The 23279-nt window shown below is 38.7% G+C and carries 5 protein-coding genes; all 5 read left to right on the forward strand.

Annotation, left to right across the window (positions count from 1 at the left end):
- Window positions 1–288: 288 nt before the first annotated feature.
- Genes KO502_RS11525 through KO502_RS11545 form a run of 5 tightly spaced genes read left to right on the forward strand, consistent with a single transcriptional unit; the run spans window position 289 to window position 23051 of the window.
- Complete coding sequence (locus tag KO502_RS11525) at window positions 289–17520, forward strand: hypothetical protein (protein WP_216022711.1); 17232 nt, start codon at window positions 289–291, stop codon at window positions 17518–17520.
- Window positions 17517–19730 carry a type I secretion system permease/ATPase gene (locus tag KO502_RS11530; protein WP_216022712.1) on the forward strand — a complete coding sequence of 738 codons (2214 nt, stop codon included), beginning with the start codon at window positions 17517–17519 and terminating at the stop codon, window positions 19728–19730. The genes KO502_RS11525 and KO502_RS11530 overlap by 4 nt, the downstream gene beginning before the upstream one ends.
- Entirely contained in the window at window positions 19730–21028 is a 1299-nt protein-coding gene (locus KO502_RS11535; protein WP_216022713.1) for an HlyD family type I secretion periplasmic adaptor subunit, read from the forward strand. The genes KO502_RS11530 and KO502_RS11535 overlap by 1 nt, the downstream gene beginning before the upstream one ends.
- Before the next feature lie 14 nt (window positions 21029–21042).
- Entirely contained in the window at window positions 21043–22401 is a 1359-nt protein-coding gene (locus KO502_RS11540; protein ID WP_216022714.1) for a TolC family outer membrane protein, read from the forward strand.
- Window positions 22401–23051, forward strand: a complete 651-nt coding sequence (locus KO502_RS11545; protein WP_216022715.1) for an OmpA family protein — start codon at window positions 22401–22403, stop codon at window positions 23049–23051. The genes KO502_RS11540 and KO502_RS11545 overlap by 1 nt, the downstream gene beginning before the upstream one ends.
- The last annotated feature ends 228 nt before the right edge of the window (window positions 23052–23279 follow it).

Below are 23279 nucleotides of genomic sequence, written 5' to 3' on the forward strand. Positions count from 1 at the left end.
TGATTAAAAACAGCTCTATAAAGTCAAAATCTCTCCTTTTAAGCACTGAATTACAATAAAAGTAATAAATAAATCAAATATTATAGTTATTTGTTATATACCACACAAAAAAAACTACCTTCTTTTATCCCGTTTTATGCGTAAATCCCACGCTACTAATAGCTACTACTAATTAATATATAAGAATTAAGTTAACTGATTTTTTTAATATCAAGTACTTATAATATAAGTTCTTTATGCTAATATATTTGATGTATTTTACCGCTAGTTATCACAGGACGTTGACCGATGAACATACCTTCTCAAAATATATTATTAATTATCACTTTTGGCGAACAATCATGGATAGTTTTAACTAACGGTACATGGCAAGCCGTTACCGATGACTTTATAATCCCTGATGACGTAACTCAATACACTGTACAGTTAAAAGATATCATCAACGAAGATGGCAACATCTTTGTTTTTGCTAATGACGATTGGTTAGCGGTACCTAATAGTGTTGTTCAACAAGTCCGTAATACAAATAGTCAAAATGACGAGACCAACCAAACAACTGATACTCCTAATGAGCCCAATCAAGAAGGCGATAGTTACTTTTTTAAGATAGTAGAGCGTAACGGTGATGAAGTAATAGCTAGCTCTGGCTTTGAAACAACATCAATAATAACAACATCGTCAGACAATTCAACCAATCCCCACCATCAACCTCCCGAGAGTACAGATACATTCGCCGATATAACGGTTGATGTAATTGAAAGCTGTTCACCTAATGGTGAAATTTACGATATTGTTGGTACTGTTGATGATGTCGAAGACGGCAATACTGTTGTTGTTACAATCACGGACACACAAGGTAATAATCTAACTTTTATGACCTTAGTTGTTGATAGTGCTTGGCAAATACTTGATGCGGATTTAACTGGCTTAGTTGATGGCGAGTTAATTGTGGTAGCAAACACCACTGATTTTTCAGGTAACTCCGCCACAGACACAACTGAGTTTATCAAAGATACTTTAGCGGAAATAACAATATCTGTAGAAGATGGCTCTGATAATATTAATGATGATGAAGTCGATAGCGTTAATATATCGGGCACTGTCAACGGTGTAGAAGACAACCAAGAAGTTACCGTAACAGTATCGGATGACTCCAATACATTGACCTTTACAACAACAGTAGTCAATGGCGTATGGGTTTTAAATGATGTAGATTTAAGTAGCTTGGTAGATGGTGAGTTAACTTATACCGCTACGGTTTCTGACCTAAACTGTAATGATGCCGAAGCAGTTACGACCAATATTAAAGATACTCAAGCCGTAATAACTATTAGCGTTGATACTAATGCCGATACAATAGACAACGTTATTAATAAAGTCGAAAGTACACAGGTTACTATTTTTGGCACTGTAGATAACATTGAAGATGGTCAAACTGCTACCTTAGCCGTAAGCGATGGTATAAACACTCTTTATTTTGACACTACAATTGATGCCGGTACTTGGCAAGTCATTGAAGATTTATCAAGCCTAGATGATGGTACCTTAACTTATACGGTTAATGCTGTTGATATTGCAGGCAACCCCGCAACAGCAGAAACTACAACAGGAAAAGACACGCTAGCTAGCATCACTGTTGTGATTAACTCTGGTGACGATGACTATCTTACTCCTGAAGAAATGCAACCACTCGAAGTCTCAGGTGTCGTGACCAATGTTGAAGTAGGCCAAATAATTACCGTTACCTTAATTGATGAAGCTGGCTTAGAGCGAAATGTTACCACAACAGTTAATGAAGATCTCACTTGGCAAGCTAGTGCTAATGTCGGTTACATTGACGATGAAGGGAATTATATATCAGATTTTCAAGACGGTAGTGTTACGGTTCAAGCCACGGTATCTGATCTAGCAGGTAATAAAGCTATTGCCGACGACTACACCTTATTAGACACCACTAACGGCATTACTATTTTTGTTGACACCTTTGAAGATACCTTCGATCAAGTGATCAATGCTGCAGAAGCTAGCCAAGTCGATATTTCAGGCTTAGTACGCAATGTAGATATAGGACAGACTATTACCGTTACCGTTTCTGATGGCGATAACAGCACAGACGATTTAACATTTACTACACAAGTTACAGGTGATGTACTCAGTGAGTGGCGTATAGAAGATGCGGATTTATCAACATTAACTGATGGTGATTTAACTTTTACCGCGACAGTCACTGATCTTGGTGGTAATAGCTCAGAAGCAACTACTACTAAATTAAAAGATACCCAAGCTGAAATCACCATTAGTATTGACACTAATGAAGATACCGAAGATAACGTGATCAACGCTGCTGAGCAAAATCAAGTAGATATATCAGGTACTGCTATTAATATCGAAGACGGTCAAACGGTCAATGTTACCGTGACTGATGGTAATACAACTTTGTCATTTAACAGTATTATTGCTAATGGTATTTGGCAAATAGAAGAAACTGACTTATCAAGTTTGGTGGATGGCACACTTACCTATACAGCTAACGTGATTGATATTGCAGGTAACCCTGCGACAGTTGAAACCACTACAGGAAAAGATACCCAAGCTGAAATCACTGTCGTTATCGACTCAGGTAGTGATGATTATCTTATTCCTGAAGAAATGCAGCCGCTTGAAGTCTCGGGTACCGTAACCAACGTTGAAGCAGGCCAAACAATTACTGTTACCTTAATAGATGAAGCCGGTTTAGCCAGAAGCGTAACGACAACAGTTAATGAAGACTTGACTTGGCAAGCCAGTGCCAATGTAGGCTCAATTGACGCTGATGGTAATTATATTTCAGACTTTCAAGACGGTAGCGTTACTGTTCAAGCAACAGTTTCCGATCTAGCCGGCAACCAAGCTATTGCAGAAGATTACACTTTATTAGATACCACCAACGGTATTACTATTTTTGTTAATACCTTTGAAGATACTTTCGATCAAGTGATCAATGCTGCCGAAGCCACACAAGTTGATATTTCAGGCTTAGTACGTAATGTAGAAACAGGACAAACCATCACTGTTACCGTTTCTGATGGCGATAACAGCACAGACGATTTAATATTTACCACACTAGTTACAGGCGATGTAGTCAGTGAATGGCGTATAGAAGATGCTGACCTATCAACATTAACAGATGGTGATTTAACTTTTACCGCCACAGTGACGGATCTTGGTGGTAATAGCTCACAAGCATCAACCTCTAAATTAAAAGACACCCAAGCTGAAATCACCATTAATGTTGATACTAACGAAGATACTACAGATAACGCAATTAACGCTGTAGAACAAAATCAAGTGACTATTTCAGGTGCGGTTAACAATATTGAAGATGGTCAAGAGATTACCTTAACCATTTCTGACGGTATTAACACCGAAACATACAATAGCTTAATCACTTTAGGTGTATGGCAACTTGAGAACATTGATTTATCAAGTTTTAATGAAGGTACTTTAACTTATTCTGTTGATACAACGGATATTGCAGGTAACCCTGCAAACGCAACAACAACCACGATAAAAGATACCCAAGCTGAAATTACCATTAGTGTTGATACCAATGAAGATACTACTGACAATGTAATTAACTTAGCTGAAAGCACACAAGTTGCTATTTCAGGTACGACAACTAATATTGAAGACGGTCAAGCGGTTCACTTAACCGTGACGGATGGCACCACTACCCTATCATTTGATACCACCATATCAGGCGACACATGGTTAGTCGATAACGCTGATTTATCAAGTCTAGCCGATGGCACCTTAACTTATACGGTTGATGCTATTGATGTTGCAGGCAACCCAGCAACAGCTGAAACCACCACAGGAAAAGACACACAAGCAACTATCACTGTTGTTATCGATTCAGGCAATGATGATTACCTTATTCCTGAAGAAATGCAGCCACTCGAGGTATCGGGCACCGTAACTAACGTTGAAGCGGGTCAAACTATTACCGTTACCTTAATTGATGAAGCCGGTTTAGAGCGAAGCGTAACGACAACAGTTAATGAAGACTTGACTTGGCAAGCCAGTGCTAATGTCGGTTACATAGACGGTGATGGTAATTACGTATCAGACTTTCAAGATGGCAGTGTTACGGTTCAAGCTAGCGTATCTGATATAGCCGGTAACGAAGCCATTGCCAACGACTACACCTTATTAGACACCACTAATGGCATTACTATTTTTGTTGATACCTTTGAAGATACCTTCGATCAAGTAATCAATGCTGCAGAAGCTAGTCAAGTCGATATTTCAGGCTTAGTGCGTAATGTAGAAACAGGACAAACCATCACTGTTACCGTTTCTGATGGTGATAACAGCACAGACGATTTAACATTTACCACAGAAGTTACCGGTGATGTGCTTAGTGAATGGCGTATAGAAAATGCGGATTTATCAACATTAACCGATGGTGATTTAACCTTTACTGCTCAAGTGACAGATCTTGGTGGTAATAGCTCACAAGCATCAACGATTAAATTAAAAGATACCCAAGCTCAAATTACTATCAATGTCGACACGAATGAAGATACCGCAGATAACGTGATCAACGCTGCCGAGCAAAATCAAGTTGATATTTCAGGTACAGTCACCAATATCGAAGATGGTCAAGATGTTAAAGTGACCATTACCGATGGCACTAAAACGATTTCAATTGATAGCGTTATTGTATCTGGTGTTTGGCAAATAGATGATGCCGATTTATCAAGTTTAAGCGATGGTACATTAACCTACTCTGTTACTGCTATTGATGTGGCAGGCAACCCAGCAACAGCATCTACTACCACAATCAAAGATAGTAATGCTGAAATCACAATAAACGTTAATACGAATGAAGATGTTACCGATAATACCGTAAATGCTGCTGAGCAAAACCAAGTAGATATTTCAGGCATTGTAACCAATATAGAAAATGGGCAAAGCGTTACCTTAACAATTACCGACGGTACTAATTCATTAATATCAAATGCCATAGTCACCGCAGGTGCTTGGCAAGTTGACGATGTAAACTTATCAAGTTTAAACGATGGTACCCTTACCTATTCAGTTGAAGTTAATGATCTTGCAGGCAACCCAGCAACTGCAAGCACTACCACCATAAAAGACACTCAGGCGGCAATTACAATAGATGTTGATACCAACGCTGATACCGCAGATAACGTAATTAACGCTGTTGAAAGTACGGGTGTTGTTATTTCAGGCACAGTAACAAATGTTGAAGATGGACAAACTGTGACTGTAGAAGTAACTGACGACACTGACACACTTACTTTTAATGCAGTGATTAATGCAGGTACTTGGCAAACCGTAGCTGATCTATCAAGTTTAGCTGACGGTACATTAAACTATTCAGCCACTGTAACTGATGTTGCAGGTAACCCGGCTGACGCGGCAACAACCTCAGAAAAAGATACTCAAGCAAGTATCACCATTGTCGTTAATAGTAATGCTGATACTAGCGATAATGTCATTAATGCTGCCGAGCAAAATCAAGTTGATATTTCAGGTACCGTAACCAATATTGAAGACAACCAAGCTATTACCTTAACCGTTACTGATGGTACAAATACCCTAACCTTTAATACCACAACGAATGCTGGCATTTGGCAAGTCACTGAAGATTTATCAAGTTTAACTGATGGTACATTAACTTATGCTGTTGAGGTTATTGATGTTGCAGGTAACCCAGCAACAGCCAATACAACGACAACAAAAGATACGCAAGCCGAGATTACTATCGAGGTTAATACCAACGAAGATACCACTGACAACATAATCAATGCCCTCGAGAGTACGCAAGTTGCTATTTCCGGCACAGTGACAAATATCGAAGATGGTCAAACAGTTAACCTAACCGTCACTGATGGTACAAACACCTTAACTTTTAATACCACAACGGATGCAGGTATTTGGCAAGTCACTGAAGACTTATCAAGCTTAACTGATGGCACATTAACTTATGCTGTTGAAGTAATTGATGTTGTAGGTAACCCTGCAAATGCTAATACAACGACGACAAAAGATACTAAAGCCAATATTACCATTGAGGTTGACACTAACGCAGATACAACAGACGACACAATTAACAAAGTAGAAAGCACCGAGGTAAATATTTTTGGTGCTACAACCAATATTGAACCGGGACAAACAGTAACATTAACGGTAACAGATGGAAGTAACACTCTTACTTTTGAGGCGCTAGTTGGTGCCATTAACGCTAACTCTTGGTTAGTCAAAAATGCCGATTTATCAAGCCTAACAGACGGCGAGTTAACTTACACAGTTGATGTTATCGATGTAGCAGGCAACCCAGCAAGCGCTACCACAACAACAAACAAAGACAGCCAAGCAGCAATCAGCATTAGCGTGAATACCAATGAAGACACTGTCGATAATATTATTAACGCTGCAGAACAAAATCAGGTTGTTATTTCAGGGGCGGTAACAAATATTGAAGACGGGCAAGACGTTACGTTAACGGTTACTGATGGCACCACTACGCTTTCTTTTGATAGCACAATCGATGCTGGCACTTGGCAAGTTACTGAAGATTTATCAAGTCTAACCGATGGCACCTTAACTTATACGGTTGATGCTATTGATATTGCAGGCAACCCTGCAACAGCAGAAACTACCACAGAAAAAGATACACAAGCGAGCATCACTGTTGTTATCGACTCAGGCGGTGATGATTATCTTATTCCTGAAGAAATGCAGCCACTCGAGGTATCGGGCACCGTAACTAACGTTGAAGCGGGTCAAACTATTACCGTTACCTTAATTGATGAAGCCGGTTTAGAGCGAAGCGTAACGACAACAGTTAATGAAGATCTTACTTGGCAAGCCAGTGCTAATGTCGGTTACATAGACGGTGGAGGTAATTACGTATCAGATTTTCAAGATGGCAGTGTTACGGTTCAAGCTAGCGTATCTGATATAGCAGGTAATGAAGCCATTGCCAACGACTATACTTTATTAGACACCACTAACGGCATTACTATTTTTGTTGATACCTTTGAAGATACCTTCGATCAAGTCATCAATGCTGCTGAAGTTACTCAAGTCGATATATCAGGCTTAGTACGTAATGTAGATATAGGGCAAACCATTACGGTCACCGTTTCTGATGGTGATAACAGCACAGACGATTTAATATTTACCACACTAGTTACAGGCGATGTGCTTAGTGAATGGCGTATAGAAAATGCGGATTTATCAACATTAACCGATGGTGATTTAACCTTTACTGCTCAAGTGACAGATCTTGGTGGTAATAGCTCACAAGCATCAACGACTAAATTAAAAGATACCCAAGCTGAAATCACCATTAACGTTGATACTAACGAAGTTACTACAGACAACGTAATTAATGCTGCCGAACAAAATCAAGTGACTATTTCAGGTACGGTTAACAATATTGAAGATGGTCAAACCGTTAATGTTAGCGTGACCGACGGTAATACAACCCTGTCATTTAACACGCTAATTTTAAGTGGCGCCTGGCAAATAGACGATGCAGATTTATCAAGTTTAGTAGATGGTACGCTTACCTACACAGCTAACGTGATTGATGTTGCCGGTAACCCAGCAACAATAGAAACCACTACCTTAAAAGATACTCAAGCCACTATTACAATTGCTGTAGATAGCAACGCAGATATCACTGATGATGTAATTAACTTAGCTGAAAGTACGCAGGTCTCTATTTCAGGTACAGTCACTAACATTGAAGATAATCAAGCGGTTATCTTAACCGTTACCGATGGTACAGATACGCTTACCTTTAATACCACTGTCAATTCAGGGGGCTGGCAAGTTACTGAAGATTTATCAAGCCTTGTTGATGGCACCTTAACTTATGCTGTTGAAGTTATCGATGTTGCAGGTAACCCTGCAACAGCAACAACCTCTACAGCAAAAGATACTCAAGCAGTCATTACTATCACAGTTGATACCAGTGAAGATGTAGCAGATACTGTTATCAACGCTGTAGAAAGCACACAGGTTGCTATTTCAGGTACAACATCTAACATTGAAGACGGTCAAGCTGTTACCCTTACTGTAACGGATGGCGTAAGCACTCTGTCTTTTGATACCACTACCATTAATAATACTTGGCAAGTGGACGCCGCTGACTTATCAAGTTTAGCTGATGGCACACTAACTTATTCTGTTGAGGTTATGGATGTTGCCGGCAACCCTGCAACAACAGAAACTACCACAGAAAAAGATACACAAGCGAGCATCACTGTTGTTATCGACTCAGGCGGTGATGATTATCTTATTCCTGAAGAAATGCAGCCGCTTGAAGTATCGGGTACCGTAACTAACGTTGAAGCGGGTCAAACTATTACCGTTACCTTAATAGATGAGGCTGGTTTAGAGCGAAGCGTGACCACAACAGTTAATGAAGACCTTACTTGGCAAGCCAGTGCTAATGTCGGTTACATTGACGGCGAAGGTAATTATGTCTCTGATTTTCAAGACGGTAGTGTTACGGTTCAAGCTAGCGTATCTGATTTGGCAGGTAACGAAGCTATCGGTAATGACTACACCTTATTAGACACCAGTACAGGTATTACTATTTTTGTTGATACCTTTGAAGATACCTTCGATCAAGTGATCAATGCTGCTGAAGCAAGTCAAACCGATATTTCAGGCTTAGTACGTAATGTAGAAACAGGACAAACCATCACTGTTACCGTTTCTGATGGTGATAACAACACAGACGATTTAATATTTACCACGCTAGTTACAGGCGATGTAGTCAGTGAATGGCGTATAGAAGATGCTGACCTATCAACATTAACAGATGGTGACTTAACTTTTACCGCCACCGTGAGTGATCTTGGTGGTAATAGCTCACAAGCATCAACCACTAAATTAAAAGACACACAAGCTGAAATCACCATTAATGTTGATACTAACGAAGATACTACAGATAACGTAATTAACGCTGCTGAACAAAATCAAGTAACTATTTCAGGAGCGGTTAACAATATTGAAGATGGCCAAGAAGTTACCTTAACCATTTCTGACGGTGTTAACACCCAAACTTACAATAGCTTAATCACTTTAGGTGTATGGCAACTTGAGAACATTGATTTATCAAGTTTTAATGAAGGTACTTTAACTTATTCTGTTGATGCAACGGATATTGCAGGTAACCCAGCAAACGCAACAACAACCACAATAAAAGATACTCAAGCAACAATCAGTATTAGTGTTGATACCAATGAAGATACTACTGACAATGTAATTAACTTAGCTGAAAGCACACAAGTTGCTATTTCAGGTACGACAACTAACATTGAAGATGGTCAAGCGGTTCACTTAACCGTAACAGATGGCACCACTACCTTGTCATTTGATACCACCATATCAGGCGACACATGGTTAGTCGATAACGCTGATTTATCAAGTTTAAGCGATGGTACACTAACCTATAATGCCAACGTAACAGATGTTGCAGGTAACCCTGCAAGCACTGACACAACGACATTAAAAGATACTCAAGCTACAATCACCACGGTTATAGATTCAGGCGATGATGAACTTTTATTAGCTTCTGAAATCAGTCCAGTTAAGATTTCAGGCACAGTCACTAATATAGAAATAGGCCAAACAATCACTGTGCTCTTAAGCAATGTTGCCGGTGATAGCACTACCACCACAGCAACAGTCGCTGCCGATTACACTTGGACAGCATCCGCTGATATTTCAAGTTTTAGTGACGGTGAATTAACCGCCACCGCAAGTGTTAACGATATTGCAGGCAACCCAGCCACAAGCGCAGATACAGCAACAATAGATACTCAAGTAGCCATTGATATAGATACCGGCGCTAACGGTTTAGATATTAGTGAATTTAGAGCGAATAATATTGATGAATTAACTGGCACAACCGACGCTGAAATAGGCCAAGCGGTTACGGTAACTATTTTTGACGGCACCACATCAAAAGACTTTGTTGGTGTAGTTGACAGTGCTAACCATTGGTTAGTTAGCGGTATCGACATTACAAGTTTCGATAAAAACAAAGCATGGCAAGTTACCGCATCAGTAACCGATTTAGCAGGAAATTCGGCCACTGATGATATGCCAATAATTGATGTAGTACGTACTAATACTTTTTACGAAAGCTATGTGGCTATTACTGGCTCACAAGCTAAAAGTCATATCTTGGAGCTAAATGCTCCAGCGTACACAAAAAACTCCGATATCTCATTAAGTAGCGTACAGACTGAGTTAGCGCAAATCCTATCAGAAAACCAATCTGTCACTGTGGTTATCGCCCCTGATGGGCAATCTTTAACATTAGTACGTGACAGTGATAATGCATTAGTAATGAAAATTGAAATTGCCTTAGAAGCAACAGCATTACAAGTTACCATGTTTGAGGCGGTTAACAACCCAAATACACTCACCGGCATATTAAATACTGCGGTTTCAATTGAAGCCACGCAAACTGATGAGGACGGTACAACAGAAACTGTTATTTTATCATCGCATATAGAAGTATTTGATTCACCACCAATTGCGGTTGATGATAACTATCAAGTTATTGAAAATGAAGGTAACTTAGGTAGTTTTACTGGTAATGATTTTACTGCTGAAGGGCCGTTAATCGTTACTTCGGTAACCATTGAAGGCACAAATTACCTTGTCCCTGATGGTAGCAGCACCACCATTAACTTATTCTACGGTGATCTAACAGTTAACGCCAATGGCTCATGGTCTTTTGCCGCTGGTGATAGTTTTGATAATACCGAGTTACAAACATTTGAATTAACTTACTTCATTATTGATGATGATGGCTCTGAAGGCTCAGCTATTGCCACTTTTGTTATCGAAGATGGCAAAGCCGGCACAATGACTGATGTAAAAGTCAATAATACTGAAACAACAGTTGGTACAATCAATAATGATAACTATCAATTTACTATTGCCGCAGGCTCTGATTCATTAGTTAGTGATAGCATCAACTTCAATGCCCAAACATTAAGTCAACTTAATGCGCTTGCGTTAACCAGTAATGGTGAAGCATTAACTTATACTAGCTCAAATGATGGCAAGGTTATCACCGCACAAGCAGGCTCGGTTGTTGTATTTACCTTATCACTTAGTGCAACAAATAACGCTAATGATTTAGACGCAACGTTAGTTTATAAGCAAGTTTCACCACTTGATCATATTAATTCAGAGAGTTTCACCCTACCCTTAATCATCAGCGCAAACGATTTAGATGGTACGGTAATAGAGTCAGGTAAAGTGTCATTAACCATTCAAGATGGCGATAATCCACAATTTAGTGATATTGAAGCAATAACCCTTGATGAAGTCGATTTAAATAACGGCGAACAAACACAAGTAGGTACATTATCAACCATAATAGGCTCTGATAATATTGTGAGTGTTATCTTCAGTAACAGCAGCGCTCAGCCTAAACTAACGGCTGAAGGCGTTACAATTTTATATTCCATCAGTGCAGATGGTAAAAGCCTTATTGGTTATACCGATGATATCAATACACCAATTTTTATTGCCCAATTAGCTGATAACTTCAATGAGACTACTGACACTATTGATGCCCAGTATTCATTTACTTTATATCAAACACTTGATCAAGACGTTACAGATCAAATTCCATTAAGCATTCAAGTTACTGATTTTGATGGTGATACAAGTAGCAGTAATTTAGCAATCACTATTATTGATGATAGCAGCGCACAAATTACCACGCCTGATCTTATCGTCTCTGAAACGCCAGTTGATTTTAGCCAAGCAACAAATATTGATTTAGGTGATATTATTAGCGTTGCCGGTACAGATACGCTAGTTGATCTTGATTATGAAGTCACTAATGGTGATGCGGTATTAGATAATAACGGCAACGGTGTTACTCAAAACGGTCAAGCCATTACTTGGTTAAACTTAGGTGACGGTACGTTACAAGGTGTATTAGACAGCGGCACGGTTGTCTTTAGTGTCAATGTACCTGATACTTTTGTACCACCGCCAGCACCTACCGAAGTAACCTTCACCCTACAAGGGGCTGTTGATCACCTTGACCCACAAAATGACAGCTTAACCGTTTTAGTGCCTATGGTATTAATCGATCAAGATGGCACACACATTGTACAAAATATGAATGTGCAGATTGATGATGGTTTAAACCCAAGTATTGTTGAAGCAGGTAGCGCCGATTTAGTTGATGAAAGTTTATTGCTTGATAATGATAAAGTATCTGTAACAGGTAGTTATAATATAAATTCAGGTAGCGACCAAGTAGTTAGCGTGATGATCGCTGATGATTATGTATTTAGTGATATAACAATTCGAGATGGCGTTAACGTCACCCTAAATGCTACACCAAGCAGTGATGGTTGGTATGTCGCCAGAGCCGATGATGATAATAGTGAAGTATTTAGAATTCGCTTTAATACCAACAACACTTTCGATTACCGACAATCACAAGCGCTCGATCATGAATTAGGTGATGGCGAAAACCAATTAACCTTAACGTTCGATATTCAAGCCATAGACGCTGATGGTGATAAATCCGAAGTGCAAAGCTTAACTGTTGATGTAAAAGATGATACCCCGCAGGAAGTAAACACCGATATTGAATTTGCTGAAGGCGATATTATTCCATTAGATTTACTTACGCCAGCTGATTTAGGTGCTGACGGAGCAGTAGTTAGTACCGTCACTTACTTAGGTGTTAATTATGCTCCTGGCGATATAATCACCTTGCAAGACGGTGAAAGTGGTGCTGATGCCGAATCGTACGGTACTATCGTTATTAATGCTGATGGTACTGGCACAATCAATAGCGTTCGTTTTGAATACCCTGAAGATATACTTCAAGATAATTTAACTTACGATGTGACCGATTTGGATGGTGATACCGTCACCAATACTATTCAATTAAGTGTTAGAGATGGCAGTGGTGTCGTTGTTGCTGTTCCATTAACTACAGCAGAAGATACTCCTGTTGAACTTCAAATTTATGCAAACCCTGGTGATATCGATAACGGCGAAACAATAACAGAAATAAGAATTAACATTGCTTCTCTTAATGGCGGCACTCTTCAATTAGACAATAATGATCTAACTATTGATGGTAATGATTACGTCCTTTCTGGAGCACAACTGACAGAAGTAGATTTTGATTATGAAGGTAAAACTTACTCAGTAATTACCGCTAATGGCGCATTAGAGTACACTCCTTCATTAAATACTTCAGATGCTATTGCTATGCAACAAGTCACTATTGATGTGGGTGTTCAAATTGAAGAATCAGATGGTACTTTAAAGCCACTTATTTCTAGTACCATTGATATTACAATAGACTCTGTTGCTGATTTACCTCCATGGGATGACGCTAATTCAACTTATGAATACAACCAAGTGTTCGATGGCTCAGTAACAGAAGATGGCGCACCGGTTGCTTTAGCACTTAAAGCCGACCTTTTTGATACTGATGGCTCTGAGGTTTTAACCTTTACCATTGACAACATCGACAGTGATTTATTGTTAAGTTATCAAGACGGCGGACAATCTGTTAGTGTAACTAATGGCTCAATAATCAGCCAAGCACAACTTAACTCATTAAGCGCTAACACAGTATTAAATAGCGCAGGTTTAATGACATTTACCATTAAAGCTGTTGCAACAGAGCAAGATAATAGTGATATAGCAGAGCAACCAGAAAAATTAATTACTTTAAATGTACAAGCGGTTGCTGACAAACCTTCTCTGACAGTAAAAAATATTTTTAGTGATGAAGATGTAGCTATCAATGTAAACGATATTATTTCAGGACAGTTACTTGATACTGATGGCTCTGAAACCTTAAGCTTTGAATTAACATTACCAGATAACTGGAGTTTAAACGGCTTAAACGGCGCTACGGTAACAGACTTAGGTAATAATGTTTGGTCTGTCTCAGCAAGCGATGTCGGCGCAAATAATATCGAATTGATACCAGAAGAAGACGTTAGTTCAGTTAATGGTACCTTTACCATTGACGTACAATCAGTCGCCGCCGATAGTCCAAGCGATGGTGTACCTGTTTACGGTGATGTGAGTAAAAGTGACAGTAAAACACTAACCGTTACGCTAAAAGGTGTAACCGATGTACCTACCGTTGAAGATAATCCTTCATGGTCATTTGATACTGATACCTTAACTATTAGCAATACAGCCACCTTTTATGAAGACAGCTTAATTCCATTAGATTTTAGTATTGTAACAAGTGATAACGATTTATCTGAAATTATCAGCTTAACCATCACAGACTTACCTGAAGGTGTTAGCATTGTTGATGTAGATGGCAACGATGCCGAGTTACCAGTTGTCGGCTTTCAAAATGAACTCGCCATATACAGCGTTACTGCTGAGCAATTACAAACACTTTATTTAAAAGCTGACCATGACTTTAGCGGAAATATTTTATTATCAATCAACGCTATCACTACCGAGGCTGACGGTGCAAGTGGTGAATACCCTATCACTTTAGATATTCACCTTTTCCCTATTATTGATGAAACATCTGAATCACTCGCCACCAGCAAAACAGGCATTGAAGATAAAACTATCGTCATTAACTTTAAAACTAACCTTACCGCTGATGATGATGGTAGTGAAGAAGTTACCGGTGCGGTGATCACAAGTATTCCTGCCGATGCCACTCTAACTTTAGATGGCTCCGCCTATTCATTCACAGGAAATTTAGATTTAGCAACATTAGCAACGACTTTAAATGTTAGCTTAATTGACTTACTCAACAGTGGCCGTTTAGGTTTGGTCGCCCCTGAAGATGCTACAGGCACCTACAGTATTGGCATTGATTACACAATTATTGATACTGATGTAGACGGCGATATTAGCACCGATACCTTCTCAACCACCTCAGAGGTGATTGTTACTGCCGAAGTTGACGACCTTACTCGCTTTGAAGTAGCGGATACTGATTTAGTTAGTAGTGATGGTAGTGCTATCGACTTAACGGGTGTTGTTGGTTTTACTGATGATGATCTTGATGGCTCTGAAGTACTCGACTATTTAGTACTCGTACTACCGTCAGGTGATAACTGGTTAGTAACACATCCAAACGGTGCCCTACCAAATGGCAAAGGCCAGTGGTTAATTCCAATTGATAGTGACTTAACATCAGATACGGTGCAGGAAGATAATAAAGACATACTTGCCGGCGTTACTATTTTAAGCAGCGAGCCAACTAATGGCCCAGTCACCGTAACCTTATATGGTAGAGTGCTCGATGAAACCGATGTAGCTGTTATATTTACTGAGTTTAACGTTGAATTTGACGCTGCAATTAACTCTACCGCTAGCGCTGTACAAATACTACAAACAAGTCCCGTTGATGGTATAGAAGATGAAACCGTGACTTTTGCAGATCATTTGAATACTGATATTGCCGGTGATAACAACGACCTCATCACCTTTAGTATTTTAGCCAGCGACTTACCAGAAGGTACTAGCTTATCAGGTACTGATGTTCGTCCTCTGCACCTTATTGACGGTGTTACAGTAAATGAATACTTATTTACCGAAGCATCATTAGCAGATTTAACATTAAGCTCTGCTGGTAAAGATTTCTCAGGTGTTTACAACATTCCAATTACTATCATCGCAACAGATTCCCTCAGTGGTGATACATTAATTGACAATGCTCAAGAGCTCACATTAGATATTGCCCCTGTAGTTGATGGAATAACTATCACGGGAGAAACTTTAATGTTAGAAGATGTTCCTGAGTCACTTGATGTAAATATCAGCTTCCTAGACGCTGATGTACTTCCAGAATTAGGAGGCCAAGAAGCGATACAAGTTAGCGATAATGCGGATAGTAATTTCACCGTCACCCTATTAGATGGCGGAGAAGTTATTGATAGCTCAGGATATTTTGTATTAAAAGACGGTACAACTGATACTTGGCAATTTACCGGTAACACGGCTGAACAACTGCAAAGTGCCCTATCAACATTACGTGTACAACCTCCTGAACATATATCTGGCACCGGTGTATTTACGGCGCAATTATCGGGTTACATTGCAGATACCACAATAATGCTTGCAGGTACTGTAACTGACACTCAAGCGTTTTCAAAAATCATTACCATTGATATTGACGCAGTCACAGATCCTGCAAATCTTAATACTAGCTACAGTGAAGGTGATGAAGATACACCAATTGATCTATCATCATTATCAGCACAATTAATTGATCAAGATGGCTCAGAATTTATTGACTTAACCATTGAAGGTGTCCCTGAAGATGCAATTATCGCAATTGATAACGGTAGTGGTACGCTTGTACATTTACCTAACAACGGCGTTGACGGTGGTAGCTTTAATGGCAAGCCAACATACAGTTGGACAGTAACGCAAGATCAACTTTCAAGCTTAGTACTATTACCTCCTCTTGATTTTAATGGTGATATTCCGCTTACTTTACAAGCTATCACTAAAGACCAAGCACCTGGTGAATTTGTCACGACCACATCAGACTTTATAGTTGGTGTAAACCCTATCAGTGATGGTGTTGATGTCTTCACAGTACCTGATGCGTTATATAGTGAAAGTGAAAATAACACCATCACCATCGATTTAGGCGCTATTACCGCTGATACCAATGCTGATGAACAAATACAACTAACCGTACACCTAAATGCTAGCTCAGATGCCTCCGCGCTTGTTGATATAGATTCAATCGCTAGTATTCAAGTTGACGGGCAAAGTGCAACTTTTGCTGATGATGGTGCCGGTGGTTATATTTCTACGTTAACACTTAACAGTAACGAAATGTCTTCATTTGATCTTCAGCTTGGCTATCTTGCTTGGGGTACTTTTAATATGACCGTTGATGTAGCTTCGCTTGATAGTGCAACAGTCAATGGCAATACAGTAACCGATACTAGCCCTGTTGAGAGCTTCAATTTTGACATTGAACTAACCCCAGAGGTTGATGCTCCACTTTGGGGTAACTATGGCGATGTTAGTGTTACAGATGCAGATAACATCCCATTAAATTTAGAGTTAACACTACAAAACCCTGCCCCTTCTGAAACAGGCAGCTTGCTTATTTCAGGTTTATTAACAGGTCATAGCCTTAATTATGGTGAACAACAAGGTGATGATTGGTTAGTTGACATTGCTGATGTTGAAAACTTAGAAATTATTGGTGCTCAACTTGGGGATAACTTTGATTTAACCTTAACGCCTTATGCAGAGCTTAATGCCGAAACAGAAACAGGTACTGTGCAAACAATTAATGTAGAAGTAGGTAATATCAGCGCAAGTAGTTTTACATCAAGTTTCTCAAGTACCGGTTTCTCTTCAATGAGTGCACCTGAATTTAGTTTTGATGAAAATGCAGTCACTGCGGAAAGTAATAGTTTTGTCAACGCTTTACTTGATGACATGGCGAATCAAACACAAGGCATGGATACATGATAACAGTTGACCGACAAAGTTTTATTCAACTTAGTCGAGCGATAGCTACACACCTGTCATTACCTATGACTCAAGAGCAATTATTAGTCAGTTTACCCGAAGGTAAATTGACTAATATGCATATTGAGCAAGGGCTATTAAATATTGATATCAGTGCGAGCTTACAAAAAAATAATCTTAAACAGTTAATATTACCCGCCTTAGTTGCAGACAAAGATGGTGGATTATTGTTAATTACTGACAAACAAAAAAACACTAATAAAAGTGTTAGTTTTAATGTTATCGGCTTAACTAAAGATAATGCAGCGTTATCTTTATCATTAGCCAATTTAACCGAACGAGGTATCCAAGCTTGTTGGTTAATAGCCAATAAAAAACTTATTCAACGTCGTGGTAACTTTGTTCAGAAAAAAGATGAACACTGGTTAAAACCCATATTTAACGAAGTAAAACCTTATTATAGCGCCCTGTTACTTGGCTCTTTTGCGGTTAACTTACTTGCCCTCGTTATACCGCTTTTCACCATGAATGTTTATGATCGCGTAGTCCCTAATGCAGCCATTGATACCCTTTGGGCATTAGCCATAGGCGCTACATTAGCTATCACCTTTGATTTTTTCCTCAAACAAGCACGTACTCAACTTGCGGATGTAGCGGGTAGAAAAATAGATGTTATGGTTTCAAGTAGCCTCTTTTCAAAAGTCATCGGCATGAAATTAGAAAACAGACCGCAATCAAGTGGCGCTTATGCTAAACAAGTGCAAGAATTTGATAGTGTCAGAGAGTTCCTTACCTCTGCAACACTTGTTTCTGCAATCGACTTACCATTTACTTTATTGTTTTTAGCCCTAATTGCTTGGTTAGGCGGCTTGATGGTGTTAATTCCGATCACCACCATGGTGATTATTTTACTGACCGGTATGGTCTTAAAAAATAGACTCAATAGTTGTGTAGAAGAATCATCAAAGCTTGCTACGCAAAAACAGGCTTATTTAATTGAATACATTAACCAGATAGTTGAAATAAAGCAATGTAACGCCGAAGGCAAAAGCCAACGTATTTGGGAACAAACTGTTAGGCAATTATCTGATTGGCAAAATGAATCACGCACAATTGCTAGCTCATTAACTCATACGGTAATGAGCATGCAACAACTTACTACCATAGGTTTAATCATCGCAGGGGTTTATCAAATACAAGCCGGCAATATATCTATGGGCGCATTAATCGCTATGGTGATGATCAGTGGCCGTGCAAGTAGTGCAATTAGTCAAATATCCTCATTAATCTTAAAATATAAACAAACTACTGATGCCATGGAGTCAGTAAAAACCATTATGGCATTACCGCAAGAACTTAATGACAACGTTTTAGGTGACGAGCTTATTATCAGCGGTAATATTCGAGTCAACCAAGTGAGCTTTAATTATCCAGAGCAAAAGCTCGCAGTCCTAAATAATATTAATCTTGATATCAATGCGGGTGAGAAAATAGGACTGTATGGCAACGCTGGCTCTGGAAAATCATCCTTATTAGCGTTAATTAGTGGTCAATATCAACCAAGCCAAGGGCAAATATTCTTTGATGATATTGATTTAAAACAGTGGCCAATCGCCAGTATAAGATCGCATAGTGCCTGGGTTGCTCAAAACCCAAGCTTATTCTATGGCTCTGTACTTGAAAATATTGTCCAAGGCTGTGAAAGCATTAATCCTAACCGTCTAGCACAAGTAATCAAACAAAGTGGTATTGCACAATTTACCGACCGTTTAGAAGACGGTTTAGAAAGCCAAGTTGGTGAATTTGGTCGCTGCCTTTCAGGCGGTCAAAGACAATCTATTTTAATAGCTAGAGCACTATTAAAAGAATCTACTATCATGTTTTTAGATGAGCCAACCAGTGCTATGGATGAAAACACTGAACGACAAATCATAACAAGCTTAAAAAACATTGAACAAAAGACCTTATTTATAGCTAGTCATAAACCCGCTGTTTTATCACTATGTGATCGTATTATAGTTATGGAAAAAGGACAAATTACCGCAATCAAAACGCCGCAAGCGTTATTTGGAACTACAACGAATACAACAGCAAGAAAAGTACGTTCTGTCAGTATTAGCCCAAATACACATAGAACTAATACTCCTAACGTATCAGTTAAACAAAATACCAATACCAATACCAATACCAATACCAAGGATGATAATTAATGACATCCTTACAAGTAAAACAAGAAAACGCCGCGAACAAAGCCAAAAAACTTGTTACTTTAGTTTTTGTTACCATAATCGCTACGCTCGTATGGGCTAAGTTTGCCACACTACAAGAAGCGGTTGTTGGTATAGGTAATGTTGTACCTGCTCAAGCAGTACAAACAATTGAAAACTTAGATGGTGGTATTTTACAAGAGCTTTTAGTAAAAAATGGAGACCTTGTTAGCAAAGGGCAAAAATTAATGTTACTTGAAGACATACGCTTCTCTGCGGCATTAAGTGAATCAACTCAAGAGCAATCATCACTCAACTTAAAACAGATACGTTTGGCTGCAGAATTAAAAACAGTAACATTTAGCGATGATGATGTAGTCGTTACCGTACAAGAAATATCACTTGATAAATTAAATAGCTTTGAACAACAGCAAGTGACTTATTCATACGGAGCAAAAGTAGACCAGCTTATTACTAAATTAGCGCAAAATAAACAAGCAATTGCGCAACATCAGCAAGCAATTAATGAACAACAAGAAAATATAAAAAGCCTAAGCAAACGTTTGAATTTACTTACAAAAGAAGTTATTTTAACAGAGGAAGTCGTTGACATGGGGGCTGTGTCAGAAATGGAGCTTTTTAAATTGCAACGTGATCATGCCATGATAGAAGGCGACCTTGAACGTGCTAAAGTATTGAGTTTACAGCAACAATCAGCAAGACAACAAGCTATAGAAGAACGGAAATCTATTGGTTACGAATTCCTTGCTAACGCAAGAACTGAAATGGATGAAGTGCTCAATACCCAAGCAAAAATGCGAGAAAGCAGTAAAGCACTCATTGACAGAGTAAATAAAACTCAAATATTCTCCCCTGTTCAGGGCACGGTTAAAAACATTATTACACGTTCGGTTGGTGAAGTTATTGAACCGGGACAGCCTATTATGGAGATTGTTCCCTTAGACGATCAGCTACTAATTGAAACAAAAATTGCTCCTCAAGATATTGGTTTTTTACACCTTGGGATGCAAGCTATGGTTAAATTCACCGCTTATGACTTTGTTATATATGGCGGTTTAACGGGTGAAGTTATCTATATCGGCGCCGACGCACAGAAGCTCGAAGACGGCACAACCTATTATGAAGTTCATGTAAAAACACACAGTAATACACTGGGAGAAAAAACGATAATACCGGGCATGCAAACAAGTGTAGATATTTTAACTGGACAAAAAACTGTCCTAAATTACTGGTTGAAGCCGCTTTTACGAGCAAAAGCTAATGCCATGAAAGAAAGATAACAAGGAAAATAATAATGCGTAACTATTTAGTTATACCGTTTTTTTTAAGTTGTAGCGCTTCTGTTCAAGCGCTAACGCTTGAGCAATCTATTGCCCAAGCCATGATGAATAACCCACAGTTAATACAAAAATATGCTCATTTTGAGGCTAAATACAAAGACAAACGCGCCGCTTTTAGTGATTACCTCCCTCAAGTGTCACTTTATGCCGCAACAGGTTATGAAAAAATAACCAATAATAATGGTCTCTCTTATGATTCAGAATTAAACCGTAGGGAGCTAGGTTTGCGAGTGACACAATCTTTATTTTCGGGTTTTGAAACCGTAGATGAAGTAGCTCGCTTAGATTATGAAATCAAAGCTGATCAACAAGCTTTAATTTCCGCAGCCGAAAATCTCAGCCTTGAAATAGCACAAGTTTATATCGACTTATTTCAAACTCAAGGTGTGATAGAACTTTCAGAACAGAATGTTAAAGAGCATCAAGAAATATTAACAAACATTCAAAAAAGAGAAAACAAGGGGCTAAGTAGCGCTGCTGATGTTGCCCAAGTTCAATCAAGATTAGCCACAGCACAATCAAGTTTATTAGCTGCTAAAAACAATAGCTTTGATTTAAAAGCTCAATATTTTGATTTAGTGGGTGAATACCCTATTGATTTACACAATCCACAAGCAGATTCTAACTACCTACCAAGCTCTTTAAATATCGCTATTGACCGTGCTAAAGAAAATCATCCTGAAATAAAAGCATCAATTTTTGATGTTCAAGCAGCAGAAAAGCAAATGGATCGCGATAAAAGTGGTTTTTGGCCTAAAGTAGATTTAGAACTAGATATTAATAGTAATGATAATATTGGTGGTTTTGAAGGACCCGATGATGATGGCCGTATTATGCTTACCATGAGCTACGATATCTATAGTGGCGGTAGAACCAAAGCGAAAACAGAAGCATCTGCGTGGCGTAAAGAAGAAGCAAAAGCGATCAGAGATAATACTTATCGCCAGGTGATAGAAGGTACTACGCTCGCATGGAATGCTTATCACTTTGTCGGCGAGCAAAAAGGTTTTTATCGTCAAAATGTAGATTTTGCCACCCAAACAGAAAAAGGCTATATGCAGCAATTTGTCTTGGGTCGTCGCTCATTATTAGACGTGCTAGATTCTAAAATTGAGTTATTTAATGCTAGAAAAAACTATTTAAAAGCGTCTTTTGATGAAAAGAAAGCAAGATATCGTTTAATTAATGCCACAGGTAAATTAATTGAAGAGTTGCGTGTAGATACTCCTGATGCATGGCAGTTAAAAGATGAAGATAAACAAGAACAAGATCATGATGAAACTAGCGCTAACGCACAAGAGGTGAATAAATAATGGCATCTTCAATAAAAACTTCCCTGTTTACACTCCCTCGCCTATCTACGCTACTTATTTGTTTTGGTGGCTTAACTGCCTGCGTTACCAATCCAGAGCTTTACAGCGAGCAAGACCCATTACAAGAGCAAACTCGTGATTTAAAAGATACTGACTTAGATGGCGTAATAAATGCTCGAGATTTATGTTTAACAACTCCTAGTGACGCAGTAATTAGTAATGATGGTTGTGAAACATTAACAGGAAGACCTAAAGTTAAATATCGTGTTATTGACTTTGCTTTTGATAAATACCACTTAAGTAAAATTGAGCAACAAAGAGTGGTTGAAATGGCGACATTCTTAAATAAATATCCAGAAACAATTTTATATCTTATTGGTGATACTAGTGTTGAAGGTACGGAGGCTTACAACCAAAGATTGGCAAAAAGAAGAATTAACACAGTACAGGAAATCTTAATTCAAAATAATGTCGCCGCAGAACGCTTGAAAGATGAAGTTTATAATATGAAAAACCATATTCCATCAAGTTTACAAGGTAGAGAGACACGCTTAATTGCGGTACTAAAATGGCCTGATGATTATAAAGACTATGAAGTAAAGTGGAATGTTTTTACTGAAAGTCAAAAGACCCAAAAAAGTATAAAATAAGGTTTAATTCAGAAAACCTAAATGATGAAATATAAAAAAACCAGCATTATAGCTGGGTTTTCTTTATACAGGTTTTATAACTAATACCAAGTTGATTAAGTTCTTTCCCACTCAGCGAAAGTTAAAAGGCTTAGAGGCAAGGCATTGATTGAAGAAAATGGTTATTCAGGAGAATGTGCTCCTGCATTCTCTAAGAACACCATCCATGTAGCGTCCTTTTCAAAATCA

Source organism: Colwellia sp. E2M01, assembly GCF_018860585.1.
Taxonomy (GTDB): Bacteria; Pseudomonadota; Gammaproteobacteria; order Enterobacterales; family Alteromonadaceae; genus Colwellia.